The following is a 15,133-nucleotide window of genomic DNA, read 5'->3' as shown; positions in this document are numbered from 1 at the left end:
GTTTGCAAATTTAAAAGAATCGACTGCCCCATAAAATTAGATGTTTTTATTACCTCTTATTCCCGCTTATTACTGGCGACCATGGTTTTGCTTCATAGAGTCTAAATAGTAAGGGTACGGAGTCTACGAATCAGAGTTTTGCATCTATTGGCATGAGTGGGGAATTTCAAAAAGAGGCTGTGCAATCAGCCTCTTTCTTTTTTGATTAATTTAAAGCTTTTTCTAACATTTCTTCCAACGCCTTATGACTTAAACGCCTTCCGAGAATGGTGCCGTCCGGCGCGATCAGAAAACTATCCGGTATAGGTTGTACGCCATATAGTTCAGCTACTGGAGCTTTGCCGTTAGCGAGATCCGAAGCTTGTGGCCACGAAAGACCATCTTTAACAATAGCCTCTTTCCATTTTTTCTCGTCTTTTTTGACATCGATCGAATATTGCAATATCGTAAATCCTTTGTCTTTGAACTTTTCGTACGTCGCTTTCATATGTGGGTGCTGGGCTCTACACGGTACACACCAGTGCGCCCAGAACTCTAACAGGACATATTTTCCCTTGAAGTCGCTCAGCTTTATTGGTGCTCCCGTCGTATCGGACGAAGTAAAATCTGGAGCCATTTGACCTACAGCCACAGTTTTACTTGCAGCTAATTTATCCGCTATATATTTTCCTTGGCGAGATTGTTTCAGCTTGTCCGAAAGATTTGTATATAAGCTGTCCGTGAGACCTATTGGAAGATTATTCTGAAGAACATAAAGATAACCTAGCGTGATGTCTGAATTAGGATTATTTTTCATGAAGTCAATTTTAAAATTGTTGACTGAGTCACTTTTAGCTTTAATAAGTGCATCAATATTGTTGTACTCAGCTGTGCCTTCTTCCAGATTTCTTATCTGTTGCATCAGTGCAGATCTCCGCATATACAACGGGACTAAAAACTCTTGACTTTTCGTGTAGGCTTCATTTGTTTCTGTTCCCGATATTTTGATTTGATCGGGAAGATCTACATGTCCTGTGATTTTGATTTGTCCAGGTTCCAAATAAAAATAAGAATTTTTACGAGGGTTTATTTCGCCTAAATGTAGATGTACAAAGTACGACTTATCTATAAAGCCTTTCAACTGAAATTTATCTCCCATACTGGTGGTTGTTATAGTGTCAATTTTTGCACTATCCTCTTTGTAGACGATAATGATGACCTTGCTATTATTCAGCCCTTTTATTTCTCCATTGATTAGATAATTTAATTCCTTAGGTTTTTGCGCTTGTGACTTACTACTTGTAGATGCTAGAAGCAAGCATAATCCAATATTTAAAAGTGTTCTCATTTTTCTTATTTTACTCATTTGAAGTTTAGATGTATGTTAATACGTGTTCTGTACGATAGCACCATTACTCGATATAATCTCTGTTACAGGTATTGGACTCGCATACCGCCTCGAATTTTTGGGTAAGGAATACGTTTTGACAGATTCGTTAAAGAGTACATTTGTACCACTGTAGGGATAGAAATCTCGTGTTAAAACAACATCATCATTAGGATCCTCATTGTTATTATACCTCCGGATGTCGAACCAGCGTTGTACAAAAGGCATTTCTCTTCTTCTTTCTTCCAGTATCTTTTTTATAGCATCATCTTTAGAGGTCGCTGTCAGATTGACCCAAGTTCCAGGCTTCATACGTTTGGCTCTCAAGGTATTCAACGTATTGATTGCTCCCATATAATCAGCGGTACGCGCCTGGGATTCGGCTTTCATGAGTAACACCTCGGCTACAGTTGGGCCTGAAGGAATCCATTCTTTAAAGAAAAACACATAGCCCGGATAACTGTAAGCGGGTTTGACCATCCCTCGATCATAAGAGTAGTTCTCCACCATGTGGTATTGATAACGTAAGTCATTTGTTTTGTCATAAAGCCCCAACAGCTCTTGGCTTGGTATATACCACCAAGTACCGACACTCAACATCCGAAAATATAGAAATTCCTTCCATCCGATTATGTCGGTTTGGTCGCTTTGATTGTCGTGCGTGTAAGGGTATTTCAGGGTTACTGTTTCCGCTTGCGGCGTCCCTGCATTAATACCTACGGTTCCGTCTATGCCATAGCGCATTTCTGTATTGTAGTCTACCAGGGTACTGTAGTCCTGCAATACCGCATTCGCATGCGCAATGGTTTTTTCATATTCGTTTTTGTGCAGATAATACCGAGCGGCGAAAGCATTCACGCCTTCTTTACTTGCCCGCCAGTGTCTAGCTCTCCCGGATTGGGTTAAAGAAACAGGCGTCTTCAACGCTTCCAATAAGTCAGATTCGATGAGCTGATACACTTTTTCCAAGGATTGTCTTTCTATGGGCTCTTCGAAACTGGTACTGGTCTTTATGGGAAGACCTAATTCATTTTTATTTGCTTCCGTGTAGGGTAGGCAATAGGTGTTGGCCAATATCCAATAGCTATAGGCACGGGCGAAATGAGCATCGGCTTTAATAATCGCCTTATCCTGTTCGGTTCCACTGACATTGCCCAGATTGTTGAGCACCATATTTGCGGTGAATATTTTTTTATATTCCTCCGTCCACAGGTTATCGCGTTGATCGTTAAGGAGAAATTGGGTATCCCAGGTTGCAAATTGTATGCTAGCAATATTTGAGAGAATTGCGGGGCCACCATTATAGAGGTCGATAGTCAGTCCCCAGTCGTCCGTACCAAAGGTCTGGGCGCGATTTTCCTCTCGGTAAAAAGTAGAGTGATTATCCAGCAATGCATTCAGCTGCGCGGTGGTTTTTACCACAAGTGCGGAAGTCTTAGAAGGTGGCTCTTCTAAGAAGCGGTCACATGATGGCAGCATAAATGATACGACGACTAAAATCAATATGCTATAGCGATGTATATGTTTTTTTTTCATGATATTATTTTTTTAGAGTTCACACTTGATACCAAAAGAAATACGAGGTTGCGGTTTCAATGTGCCTAAAGGATATTCAGGGTCCTCGCCCGCGTTATTAGCCACAATGGTAAATAGATCATTCCCCTGTGCGAATACTTGGACACGCCTCATGTTAATTTTTGAACTTAAGTTTATGGGTAGGTTATAACTTAAGTTGATTTCCTGCATACGGATATGCGAAGCATCTTCAACAAGATAATTCATGTAGGGGTGGAATCGATCCCAAAAATAATATCGTGGCTCGATTTGATTCAGTGGAAGTGGTATTATATCCATAGGATCACCGTTTACGACCTCACCAATTTTTTTATTTGGTAATACACGTCCGTTGAGTACTGCTGGATAATTAAAGCCCTTTCTTTTAAACTTGTGTCCAAACTTTCCGGTAACGATGAAGGACAGATTAAAATCGTAAACTTTAAGCGAGTTGGTAAACCCAAAGGTATATGGTGCGACTTTAGTCCCCATATTCAACAAGTATGTTGTTCCATCCCCAGGAGTTGACGCCGAGAAATCGTAAAATGTACCATTTGGTCCAGCTATGGTTGGTTGATTATTTTTTACTCCTGTGTATTCGTATGTCCACAAGGTATTTGCATCTTGACCCTCTACATAAGCAATAGATCCACCCCCTGCAAGGGCTGCAGCATTATAATTCGCTACGAATAATTGGGTGATTTTGTTTCTATTATATGAAAAGTTAGCATTTCCTCTCCACACAATATCGTTGCCATTGATCCGTTGTACTGTTCCAAGCTCCACTTCGATCCCTTTGTTTGTCATGGCGGCATTGTTTAGGTTCTGACGCATAGTTCCATTCACTGCAGGGATGGATAGGGTTGCTATAAGATCTTTGCCTGACTTGTTGTAAAGATCGACTTTACCGTATAGTGCACCCTGGAATAAGCTGTAATCGATACCTATATTCCAAGTTCCTGTTTTCTCCCAGCGTAGGGTAGGGTTTCCAAAACTTGAAATAGAAGCTCTATAATCTCCGGTATACAGATTTGGTGAAGATTCAATGGCGATTAAGGGGCGAAAAGAAGTGGATCTATCGACATTGCCGTTATAGCCATATGTGGCACGTAAAGCAAGATGATCTATCCAATCCACCTGTTGCATAAAATCCTCTTTATTCACACGCCAGCTACCTCCCAGTGACCAAAAGGGCGCATAACGATATGAAGGGTCGTCTGTGATCAGATTTGAAGCATCCGTACGCATGCTTCCCGATAGCGTATACTTTGATTTATAAGTATATGCTGCATTCGCGAATAAGGAGAAATATCGATCCGTTATATACGAGAAATTATTTACATAATTAAAAGATTGGTTATAGCCGGTCCAATCGCGTACAGGTGCAGTCGGGGTACCAGGCCCATTAGGAAATATACCAACACTCAAGGTTTCTTCATTGTACCCATAAGAAGTAGGTGCACTATTGGTTTCCGAAACGAGGTGGTTTATTTCAGTTCCGGCAATAAAACTGATTTCATGGTCCCCGTTAAGCTGTCTCTCAAAATTAAGTTGATTTCTGAATACATAAGATTCAGTTCTACTTTTGTTTTGATCCAAAATACCACCCTTGGGCAGATTTAGTGTGATTCGGTCTGTAGCTCTGTCCCAACTAGTAGCGGTATTGACATTATTTCGTGCATAAAATGTTTTTTCATTATTAAAGTTTCTATTTGTTGTATTAAAAAGTTCATATTGAAACTTCGTGTCAAAAGAAAGTCCTTTGATTATTTTAAAGTTCAATCCTGTTTGTAAACGTGTATTCAGTTGTTCACTTGTATATTCTCTGTTTTCGATTTCTTGGATGGGATTGTATGACCAGTCCTTGTAAGGGAATAAGTCCGTAGGCACAAAGCGGTCGAGAATAGGGTCGTAATATCTAGAGATATTATTTAACGAACCATCTTCATTCCGAAGCATTTCATAGGGAGCGATGTTCGCTATATCTGCTAAAGGGTTTGGCGATCCATAAGGATTTACATTATAATTGACACCACTCCGGTTTACCTTGTTATAATTGACCAATCCTCCAAAATTGATTTGCAGCCATTTAAAAACATCGGCAGAGGTATTATAGTTGACTGTATATTTTTTATTGTCGGATCGTCTAAAGTTAGTTTTCGTGTCCTCAAAAAGCAGAGAGATGCGATTACTCATTTTTTCAGTCGAACCTGATAAATCCAAAGAATACTGTTGTACTGTAGGATTTGTTAGTAACTCATCACGAATCTGTTTTTTGTTGCTCAGTGTTTTGTAGGAGGATAAAAGTGCATCGCGCTCCGCCAATGTAATATAGCCTAAATTATGTTCACTCATGGCTATCATCCCCGGAGACCAAGCTTTGTATACGTCATTTGGGAACATACCACCGTTTATCAGTGCTCCCCAGTTACCAAAAGATTTCATCTCATAGTCGATCGTTTCGGATGAAGAGGCTAACGGATTCACATAATCCAGATCTAATTTTTTAGAGACCCGGGTGAAAGCGGAGAAGTTCACAGCTAATGGCATACCTTTCTTTCCTTTTTTCGTGACCACGACGATTACACCATTCGCAGATTTAGCACCCCATATGGAAGCTGCTGCTGCGTCCTTTAGGACGGTCACACTCTCCACATCATTGGGGTTAATCGTGCTAAAATCGCCTTGTATCGGAAATCCATCCACAACGACCAGAGGTGCTGCATTTTGATTACGGATCCCAAAAGGATCGCGGATATTCAATGCCGTCTGTCCCCGGATTTCAAATCTAGGATTGCCATCAGCATCCAGTGTAGCTTGCATCCCTGCCGTAGTACCGATAAGGCGTTGCGCAATGCTTGTCGAGGGTTTTTCCAGTTGTTCCTGGCTTATGGTGTTGAAAGACCCCGTGGCTCTTTCTTTGGATATCGTTTGATAGCCGGTATTGACCACGGACACTTCTTCCAGTTCGGAGGTAATAGGTTCCATTTTTATAGACAGTGTATGTGCCTTACCTACGGTTATTTCTCTCTTTTTATACCCTAGAAAAGAAAGCTGCAAGACGACTCCTTCGTCAATGCCAGTTAGTACAAATTCTCCTGTCGTACTGGTCTGTGCTGCGACATTCGAATTTTTGACACGTATGGTTACCCCTACTAGAGGAGTTCCCTTTTCATCCGTTACGATTCCCCTTATATCCACAGCGGCAATAGCTGATGCATTTTTAGGAATCTCATCTTTTTTACGTATCAGGACCGTCTTATCATTTATGGCATAGAATAAAGGTTGGTTCTTAAGGCAGGTCTCCAAGACATTCGTGATACTGGCATTTTTAAAATCGACATCAATTAGTTTAAGGTGATTGATATCTTTATCGAGGTAAATAAAATCGTAGCCACTTTGTGCACTTATTTTATCCAATACCTGTTGGAGTGATATATTCTTCCCCTTTATGGTAATCTGGGCATTAGTGACAGCACTTACCTGCACCAGAGAAAAAAACATTATGAATGTGGTTAACTTCATAATCAGTAGTGTTTTTTGGAGTATTCCTACACGGACGTGCACTCCAGATGTTTCATTAATTTTCATTAATTTTGAATTGTTTGGTTAGTTGAGTATTAGTTCTCGTAATGAATTGTAATGATTGGCCAAACAGTTAAGCGGGGGTAGGTCGAAGTACTCCCGTTTTTTTTCAGCCATTTAGATGGAATATATTATGGCATGACGATAATCCTCCTTCCTTCAATTTTAAATTTGGCGGCCTTCGTAAAGGATATTTTTTCTAGAATTTTAGAGATATCATCCTTACGGCGCATAGAACCGGTAAAAACCTTGTCACTGAAGTCGCCATTATAGACAACTTCTACATCGTACCATCTAGATAGTTTTAACATAATGCTTTCCAGGCTTTCACTTTTGAAAATAAACTTGCCATTTTTCCAGGCGATTGTTCTTTCTGCATCCACATTCAGAATGTGGATGTTGTTGCCTTGGAGCATAGCCTGTTGGTCCGGTTTTAAAAGGGTATTGTTAACTTTTACAGCCCCTTCTAGTAGCGTAGTACGGCTCACTGTTTCCTCACTATAGCTGTTTACGTTAAAGTGGGTCCCCAGTACCTCTATGGTTTGATTTTTACTCTCCACGACAAAAGGTTTTCTTGGATCCTTTGCTACCTCAAAGTAGGCTTCTCCGTCCAGTTTAACAAGACGTGTTTTTGATGCGCCCATATGCGTAGAATAGGTTAGGCTTGTGGCAGCATTTAGCCAGACCTTAGTCCCATCGGATAGGGTGATCTGGTAGGTTCCTCCCTTCGGAGTTGCAATAGTTTGTGTCAGGGTGGTCGAAGATCCCGCAGGTAGACCAAGCGAAGTACCATCATTATAGGTCAACTGTTCATCATCGATCACGATACCGCTTTGATTTTCGCTCAATAGTATTTGCTCGCCATTCGCTAATGTTATTGTTGCTTTATTTCCACCTGCTACTATTTCGTGTTTTTGGAGCGATTCATGTTCCGGTTTTAAACTTGATCCATTGTGATTATACAGCTGTACCCCCCAAATAACCAGGATTATCGCAGCAGCTGCCGCACCCCATTTCCATAATTTGATGGACAAAATCTTATTTCTACGGCGGGGGATAGATTGGGCATATACTGGATCCTTAACGATACCTTGGAAAATATCCGCGCTCTTGGAGTGGGAGAGAGGATAGTTATCAAGACTTTTCCAATCTTTATCCATAAACAATTCCACATCGTCCAACGTATCATATTCGTTCAGATACGACAAAAGTTTATCATATTCCGCTTTACTAATTTTTCCGTTAGCATACTTTTCCAGTAGTTGCTGGATGATATAGTTTTCCTCATTCATGTCTTAGATGGCTTCAATATGGTGCTACTAATTGATAATACACCGGAAAGCAGACAAGGGAGTAGTTGGTATGAAGAAAAAACTAAAATTTGTTGAATAGCATAAAAATTACCGCGAGCTGAAAGTAACTGTCGAATTGAAGTCGGAGCGATTTAAGGGCTTCGGCACTGTGTTTTTTTACGGTTTCTTTGGATATGTTAAGTTTTTCGGCAATTTCTTGTTGACTTAATCCCTCATATCTACTCATTTTAAAAACGAGTTGCTGTTGTTTGGTCAATTTTTGGACAGCTTGATCCGTAAATTTTTGCAGTTCTACAAGATTTAGAAATTCTTCCGTACTGTTACTTTGGTCCAGGTAATTTATCCAGAGTTCCTCCGCTGCAGCGCTGAATCGAGAAGCTTCTCGAATACGGTTGAGACACAGTCTCTTACAAATGGTGTAAAGTAGACCTTCCAGAGATTGATTGGGGTCTAGTTTGTGACGCGTAGTCCAAAGCTTGATTAGCGTGTCATGGACGGCTTCTTCAGATTGTTCCGCATTGTGTAGGTAACGGATACAAAAGTGATAAAGTTTTTTATGCCATTTTTCGAAGATATGTCGAAAAGCAGCTTGGTCATCCTGACTTAACAGAATAGCAAGCTCCTTGTCCGAATATTCGATATAAGAATTCATAAATATAATTATCGCACTTCTAAATAGGCAATCCTGGTCAGCCCGAATTACAAAGGTAAGCCAAGATAGTTATATTTTTAAATTTATACGTGATGTGAAGCGTTTATTACTTATGCGACTGTTTTTTTGTAGATTTCCCTTTCATTTCTTTCGAGATACGATATAATACAATTTGTAAAGCCTCTATTCTGTTCACGAGCAAGGTGTATTGTGAGGTGCCATCCGTTTTTTTTTGTAAAGATTTTTCACATTTATGGAGTAACGATTCGAGTGCTGCGCGCGCTTTGATTAGTTTGTCTTCGGGGTATTCTCTCATACATTATATTTACAGGTCTAAATATAATGCAATGAAAAGTGCTGTTGCTTACCTCTTTTTTAAAATGTTGATATAGCTCAATTTCATTTTAAAGTATCTCCGTGCTTCACAAATTATATAAAACTAGAAATGCGAAGTCCAGTATAGACTTCGCATTTGAATGACTAAAAAAAGTAAACGATTATTTTCCGCATTTTACGTTTTTCAAGTCAATTACATAACGGATCATTTCAGTTCTCCCTTTTTATAAAGAGCAATTTTATCTTTATACTCTTGTACAGTGTAATCCATTACCGTGCCTACCATAGTACCTTCTTTGAGTGCTTTTTCAGCGATCTCCAATGCTTTTTTCTGATTGATAATAGCGTTTTCAAAATTACCACCTTTGGCATAGCAGGTAGCAATGGCATCAGCTACAAGAGGATTGGTTATTTTATCTTTTTCAGGAAAGTTGTCTGCTAACCAAATGTATGTTTCATTAGATAGTCCGTCTACTTTGTAGATTTCAGCCAATAAAAGTGAGGAGATTGATGGATCGGTAACTAAAGCTTCTTTAGCAAAATCTACAGCTTGTCTCTCGTCAATTTCTGTTAGAAGAGTTTTGAATTTGGTAATATCCATCATCTTTTTATATTCAGGCTTTTCTGTAGTTAATTTATCCATTAGAGCAAAGGCTTTTTTATGATCTTTTGCCAATAGAGCTTCTTGTATTGGATTAAATAAGGCCATCCTTGCTTCCATATATTCTCGTTCTTTTTGAGCATTTTTATCAGCTTCCGCTTTAAATGCTTTTTCGTCAAAGCTACCGTCAAGTACTTTTGGTAGGATTGTGTCTAATCCATTTGGATGTCCTAACCAAACTATGCGGTTATCTTTTATAATGAAGCTTGCCGGTATACCATTCTGTCCAGCTGCTTTTAGCCAATTATTGCCCATATGCTGCTCGCCATTATCGACGAATACAGTATAGCCCATATTCGTGTCGTTGCCTCTAACAAATTTCTCTACGTTAGGCACGACCGTTTCATAGCTTTCTCCCTTAGAAATCTTCTCCCATACGTTTACTCCTACAAATGTGACTTTTCCTTTATACTGTTTCTGAAGCTCGGTTAAATGGGGCATAGCTTGCTTACAGGGGCCACACCATGTTGCCCAGAACTCCATAACATAGATCTGCTGGGGATCAAAGGTATTAAATTGAGGACCTTTTAACCACTTTGAAAAGCGGATTTCAGGGGCGATATCACCGACACCTAGTTTACCATTTTTTTGGCCAAAAGTGGTATTTAAAAATAGTGTGCAGATTGACACTATTAAAAGCATTATTTTATTTGTCATTTTTTTTGTTTTAATAATTCTGGGTAAGTGTTTCATTAAATTGAGTCGCGCTCTGCGGGAATGGTAAAATCCATAATGGGGAATTGGGAGATAATGTATACGTCTTTCCATTAATTGTCCTTCGAATAGTTTCAGCATATGTACCTTCACTGTTCCATCTTTTTATGTTGACAAAATTTCTCCAGGTGAATAGGAACTCAATCCTGGATACCTTTTTTAGATGAGCCATAGCTTGTACTTCGTCACTTGCAGAGAGGTGTACATAGACTGCGGGATTAATGCGTCGTACGCGGATTTTTTCAATTTCTGCCATACCCTCAGCTATCTTATTTGTCCTTATCAAACACTCAGATTTCATCATAACTAGATCTGAAACAGTCAATCCCGCACTGTTAGACTCATATAGCTGAGCTATCCAAGCAGGAATATTTTGGAGACCTACGTATAGAAATCCGAACTGATAATTGTAAACGTTAGTTCTATCTTTAATAATATTTCCAGGCTCGTAATAGTCACTGAGAATTTCATAGGTGGGTGTAAGTATTGAAGGGTCAAAGGCATTCGAAAAGGCATAAAATAGGTTGTCTGGAGCTTTTAAGCCAGAGCGGGTTAAAGTTCTTTTCTCTAGTACAGGCTCAGCTAATAAGGGTCTATGATCTTCTAAAGTACTATTATACTTTAGTGCTTCATTCGTGGCTATGAGCGCTTCACTGTAGTTGCGCATAGATAGCAGTATTTTGGCCTTCACCGCATAAGCAAATCCTTTACCTACTCGCATACTGTTCTTGGGATGATCAGGCAACGTATTTAGTGCCAAGGCAGTCTCTACATCTTCCAAAAGATTATCATATACCTCCTTTACGGTATTTTTAGTATTAACCTCTTCAAAGTTTATGTCTTTGACATAAGGGATGCCACCATCCGTGGCTGCAGTACTTGGATCATAGGCCTTAGCATACATATTGACCAAAAGGAAGTGCATGAATGCCCTTAACACATAAGCTTCAGCTTTCAGTTGGGCTAATAATTTTTGATCACCTTTTGCACTATTTGCATTAGTCAATACAATATTAGCGACCATGGCGATGTTTTTGTAAAGACCATCATAACGGCCATCGGTAGGGGTTAGCGCTGCCCGATCAGCAGTTTCATCATAGGTGAGCAATACCTTGTCCATAGTAACCACATTCGATGATATAACATTTGGAACATTGTATGCCAGAAGATACATATCATTTGCTATCAGTGAAAGACGATTCATATTAAAAGTACTTCCAGAATACTGCACGTTGAGCAATTGGTCAAGATCCTCTACTCGATCCAATAGGTTCTGTCCCTTTGGTACAAAGTCCGTATATTTTGCACAACTGATAACTGTGCTTAGTAGCAGTATGCTACATAAAATATATATATATAATCTTGTTTTCATTTTTTTAAAAATTAGCGTTAAGACCAAATACAAACGAAGTCGGAATAGGTGCGCTACCTGTTTCCGGATCTATATGTACGTCGTTCTGTTTTATCCATATTGATTTTGGATTATTAAGTTGGAGACGTATCCTTAAGTTATTAGCTCTTACTTTCGAACTTATCTGTTGTGGTACGGTATAACCAAATACAATATTTCTGATTTTGATAAAATCGGCCTTACGAACCAGATTGTCCGAATAATAGTATTGGTTAGTAGGAGGGATTTGATAAAATTCGCCACTTCCTGGTACATCTGTATCTTTATTAGTAGGCGACCAACTTTCCAATAGATAGGATGGCAACGAACCGTAGTTAGGCATTTGGTAGGGTAGTGGTACAGGTCTAGCTCTAAAATGATGCCCTCCATAATATATCGCATATATACCAATATCAAAGCCTTTGTATGAAAAATCGTTGTTAAAGCCGATATTGACTTTAGGGTCTTCACTACCCGAGTATACGATAGCTTCAGCCTCTGTAGGCCCGAGGGTTGTTTTTGTAGGAATACCAGCTGTATTAAACCACTGGGCCATACCCATATCATCCAATCCTGCAAAGCGGAAAGAAAATATTGAGTTTACCGGATATCCAACTTTGTAAGAACCTCCTCCAGCCAATGTAATTGGATTTCTGGTCAATTCATCCACTTCGGTAACTTTGTTTTTATTCCACGCACCGGTGAGCTGAGACGTCCATCTAAATAAACTTTCTGATCTCATCCAATCATAACTAAGACTGAATTCGAGCCCTTTGTTTACCATGCTTGCATTGTTAATAATCATTGAATTGAAACCTTCTGAGGGATCCATTCTTTTTACAGCAAATAGATCTGTTCCTTTCCGATGGTACCAGTCTAGTGTCCCTTTTAGACGGTTGTCAAATGTTGAAAAATCAACACCTACATTTGTTGTTGCCGTTTTTTCCCAGCGCAATTGATCATTAGGTGGGTTTGATACTGTAGCGTTCGGAAGTTGTGTCAGATTATTCGTTCCCGAAGTGGCGGCTAAGCGCGCTGTTACATTTTTAATATTCCCTGTTAAACCGTAAGATGTTCTAAGCTTTAAATAGTTAATCCAAGTGTGTGCCTTTATAAAATCTTCATTGGATACGACCCAAGAAGCCCCCATCGACCAAAGAGGTTTTCCTCGATAACGCTCGTCTCCACCAAAAAGGTCTGCATAATCCTTGCGCAGAGATCCAAATAGATTATATTTCTGTTTGAAGCTATAGGTGAGATTAGCATAACCTGAGGCAAATCGATGCATTTCGTCCCGCTCTAATCCCATAGTAGATAGTTCTTCAAAGAAATGGTATTGTCTGGTTGGGTAGTTCATATTCCAGAATGTCCCCATGTTTCTATTGAAAAGGTCATTAAAGTTCACATTGTTTGTAAACTGAGTCTGAAGCTGGTCATCATATCCCAACAAAATTCCATGTTGGCCATAATTACGAGTCTGGCGTATCTCAAAACCTGCTAAAGCTATAATCCGGTGATCCTCTAGGCTACGATCATAATTAGCTTGCATACGAGCGGTGTAGTTAGGACTTCTTAGCGATGAGGTATTCAGTTTACCTCCTTTAGGCAGCATTGCACCATAGGTTCCGTCGGTTTTAGTGTATACATTCTGTAGCCAGCGCATTGTATAACTTTCCGCTTCCGAATAGCCCGACATATCCGTTCGAATATCTTCATACTGAAACATAGGACTCAATATAAGTCCTTGTATAGGTCTGATATCCATGTTTACATAGTAACGAGTATGAAGGGAAGAGGTGTTCTTAAAGTCACGTTCCAGTTCATCTAGATGATTAAATTCTGCCGAATACAGTCCCGGAATAGTCTCAAATATATTGTTGTATGCGTTAAATCTATTTGTAGTGTAATATTCCCGGCTACCATCATCGTTTAATAATCTATAGTATGACGGAACATTAAATGGAGTAGTTGCAAATTGGTTATTATGTGTTTTGTTTTTACCAATTACGCTATTTACTCCATAATTGATATCAAGCCATTTATCAGGTGTATACGTACCTTTATAATGAAGATTGATCCGCTTATCAAAAGCATTGATAATGCCTTGATTATTTGAAGTATAGTTGATGACTAAATTATTTTGTGTTCGTCCACTGTTGGTACGCAAAGCCAGGTTATACTGTTGCCCAATTCCAGTTAATAAAGCATGCTCCCGGTATTCTTTAGCAAAATCATTTTGTCTGTAGCTGTCTAAAATAGCGTCCAACTGTGTTTGTGAAATTTCATTTTTGGTGAACTGGTAATAACTATACCGTATAGGCGATATAGGATTACCTGTGTTTATATCGCTTTCCAATTGATTTATGGGATTGACAACAGAGCCGTTACCTCCCGAAAACCACCACTTATAATAGTTGCTTTCCCATTCTACTTGTTGACTGGGGGTCATATAATTATTGTAGCTATAATCAGGTCTTTGCGTTAAAGTCAGGTTTGCGGCAGCTTCCACAACGGTTTTCCCTTTTTCCTGAGCATTTTTAGTTGTGACTACAATGACCCCATTAGAAGCTCGGGCACCATAGATCGCAGCGGCCGCTGCATCCTTCAGTACGCTTATGCTCTCCACATCGTAAGGATTCAGGTCGCTGATAGATCCTTCAATAGGAAGTCCATCGACAACGATCAATATATTTGCATTTGCATCTAGTGTGCTTACACCCCGTATGCTGGCTTTGCCCTGATATTGCACCAAGCCAGGTACCACTCCTTCAAGATTTTCCATGATATTTACGGCGTTTCTTTTGCTAAGTTCTTTGCTACCTATAGTGGTCACCGATCCTGTTACGTTTTCTCTGCTTATTTTCTGATAGCCTGTGTTTACAATGGTGATTTCCTCCAGGTTTTCCGTCAGTGGCTTCATGTGTATTATCAAATACTCCTTCTGCGCCAGTTGGCCGCTTGTGACAGCAGTTTCATTTATTTTATATCCAACATAAGTTATTTCCAGAATATCACCGATTTCCAGTCTTTCAAAGCGAAAAAAACCTTTATTATCTGTAACGGATGCTAGAGTGCTCCCTTTCACCTTTACAGTAGCACCGATAAGAGGAGTTCCTTTTTCATCGATTACCAGCCCCGCCAGTCCTTGCTGGACAGGGTTATTGGAAGATGGTACGATTGCACTGGATTTCCCTTTTGTAATGACTACCGATTTTTCTTTGATGGTATATTGTAAATTATGTTCTTTGGATAATCGTTCAAGTGCTTGTTCTAGACTTACGCTTTTTAAACTAAGGTCTATTTTTTTGTCTCCTTGTAACACTTCTTTATCCAATAGAAAATCGTAGCCTGTTTGCTGCCGCAGTTTTTTAACAACAGTTTCCAGGGTAGCATTCCTTTCGGTAATATTGACGTTCTGGCCATAAGAGCTTGCATAACTGTGTACGAACAGTGTGGTTAAGAATAAGAATATTAACTTCATAATTAATAACATTTTTGGTGGTCGTGACATATACCGCCATAGGTGCATCAAAGCATTTTTTTCCATACTTTTGTTTTTGGG

8 protein-coding genes are annotated in these 15,133 nt (G+C 39.5%); all 8 read right to left on the bottom strand.

What is annotated here, in order from left to right:
- Window positions 1-205 precede the first annotated feature (205 nt).
- Window positions 206-1,327: an AhpC/TSA family protein gene (locus M472_RS34490; RefSeq protein WP_021070495.1), complete on the bottom strand. Its 1,122-nt coding sequence runs from the start codon at window positions 1,325-1,327 to the stop codon at window positions 206-208.
- Between the two features lie 36 nt (window positions 1,328-1,363).
- Window positions 1,364-2,902: a RagB/SusD family nutrient uptake outer membrane protein gene (locus M472_RS34485; protein ID WP_021070494.1), complete on the bottom strand. Its 1,539-nt coding sequence runs from the start codon at window positions 2,900-2,902 to the stop codon at window positions 1,364-1,366.
- 12 nt (window positions 2,903-2,914) lie between these two features.
- Window positions 2,915-6,511 carry a SusC/RagA family TonB-linked outer membrane protein gene (locus M472_RS34480; protein ID WP_022829350.1) on the bottom strand — a complete coding sequence of 1,199 codons (3,597 nt, stop codon included), beginning with the start codon at window positions 6,509-6,511 and terminating at the stop codon, window positions 2,915-2,917.
- A gap of 125 nt (window positions 6,512-6,636) precedes the next feature.
- Window positions 6,637-7,797: a FecR family protein gene (locus M472_RS34475; RefSeq protein ID WP_021070492.1), complete on the bottom strand. Its 1,161-nt coding sequence runs from the start codon at window positions 7,795-7,797 to the stop codon at window positions 6,637-6,639.
- 82 nt (window positions 7,798-7,879) lie between these two features.
- Window positions 7,880-8,470 carry an RNA polymerase sigma factor gene (locus tag M472_RS34470; RefSeq protein ID WP_021070491.1) on the bottom strand — a complete coding sequence of 197 codons (591 nt, stop codon included), beginning with the start codon at window positions 8,468-8,470 and terminating at the stop codon, window positions 7,880-7,882.
- A 541-nt stretch (window positions 8,471-9,011) separates the two neighbouring features.
- Window positions 9,012-10,124, bottom strand: a complete 1,113-nt coding sequence (locus tag M472_RS44540) for a thioredoxin domain-containing protein (RefSeq protein WP_158499914.1) — start codon at window positions 10,122-10,124, stop codon at window positions 9,012-9,014.
- A gap of 10 nt (window positions 10,125-10,134) precedes the next feature.
- A complete protein-coding gene (locus M472_RS34460; protein ID WP_021070488.1) occupies window positions 10,135-11,553 on the bottom strand; it encodes a RagB/SusD family nutrient uptake outer membrane protein in 1,419 nt (472 codons plus the stop codon).
- 4 nt (window positions 11,554-11,557) lie between these two features.
- Window positions 11,558-15,052 carry a SusC/RagA family TonB-linked outer membrane protein gene (locus M472_RS34455; protein WP_158499913.1) on the bottom strand — a complete coding sequence of 1,165 codons (3,495 nt, stop codon included), beginning with the start codon at window positions 15,050-15,052 and terminating at the stop codon, window positions 11,558-11,560.
- Between the last annotated feature and the right edge of the window lie 81 nt (window positions 15,053-15,133).

The organism is Sphingobacterium paucimobilis HER1398 (genome assembly GCF_000416985.1).
Classification (GTDB): Bacteria; Bacteroidota; Bacteroidia; order Sphingobacteriales; family Sphingobacteriaceae; genus Sphingobacterium; species Sphingobacterium paucimobilis.
The sequence above is the reverse complement of the archived record's forward strand: the minus strand, read 5'-3'. Positions and strand labels throughout refer to the sequence as shown.

Excerpts from the sequence above, each read along its gene's own strand:
- M472_RS34490 (WP_021070495.1), bottom strand. The coding sequence starts at position 1,327 with ATGAGAACACTTTTAAATATTGGATTATGCTTGCTTCTAGCATCTACA.
- M472_RS34485 (WP_021070494.1), bottom strand. The coding sequence starts at position 2,902 with ATGAAAAAAAAACATATACATCGCTATAGCATATTGATTTTAGTCGTC.
- M472_RS34480 (WP_022829350.1), bottom strand. The coding sequence starts at position 6,511 with ATGAAAATTAATGAAACATCTGGAGTGCACGTCCGTGTAGGAATACTC.
- M472_RS34475 (WP_021070492.1), bottom strand. The coding sequence starts at position 7,797 with ATGAATGAGGAAAACTATATCATCCAGCAACTACTGGAAAAGTATGCT.
- M472_RS34470 (WP_021070491.1), bottom strand. The coding sequence starts at position 8,470 with ATGAATTCTTATATCGAATATTCGGACAAGGAGCTTGCTATTCTGTTA.
- M472_RS44540 (WP_158499914.1), bottom strand. The coding sequence starts at position 10,124 with ATGACAAATAAAATAATGCTTTTAATAGTGTCAATCTGCACACTATTT.
- M472_RS34460 (WP_021070488.1), bottom strand. The coding sequence starts at position 11,553 with ATGAAAACAAGATTATATATATATATTTTATGTAGCATACTGCTACTA.
- M472_RS34455 (WP_158499913.1), bottom strand. The coding sequence starts at position 15,052 with ATGAAGTTAATATTCTTATTCTTAACCACACTGTTCGTACACAGTTAT.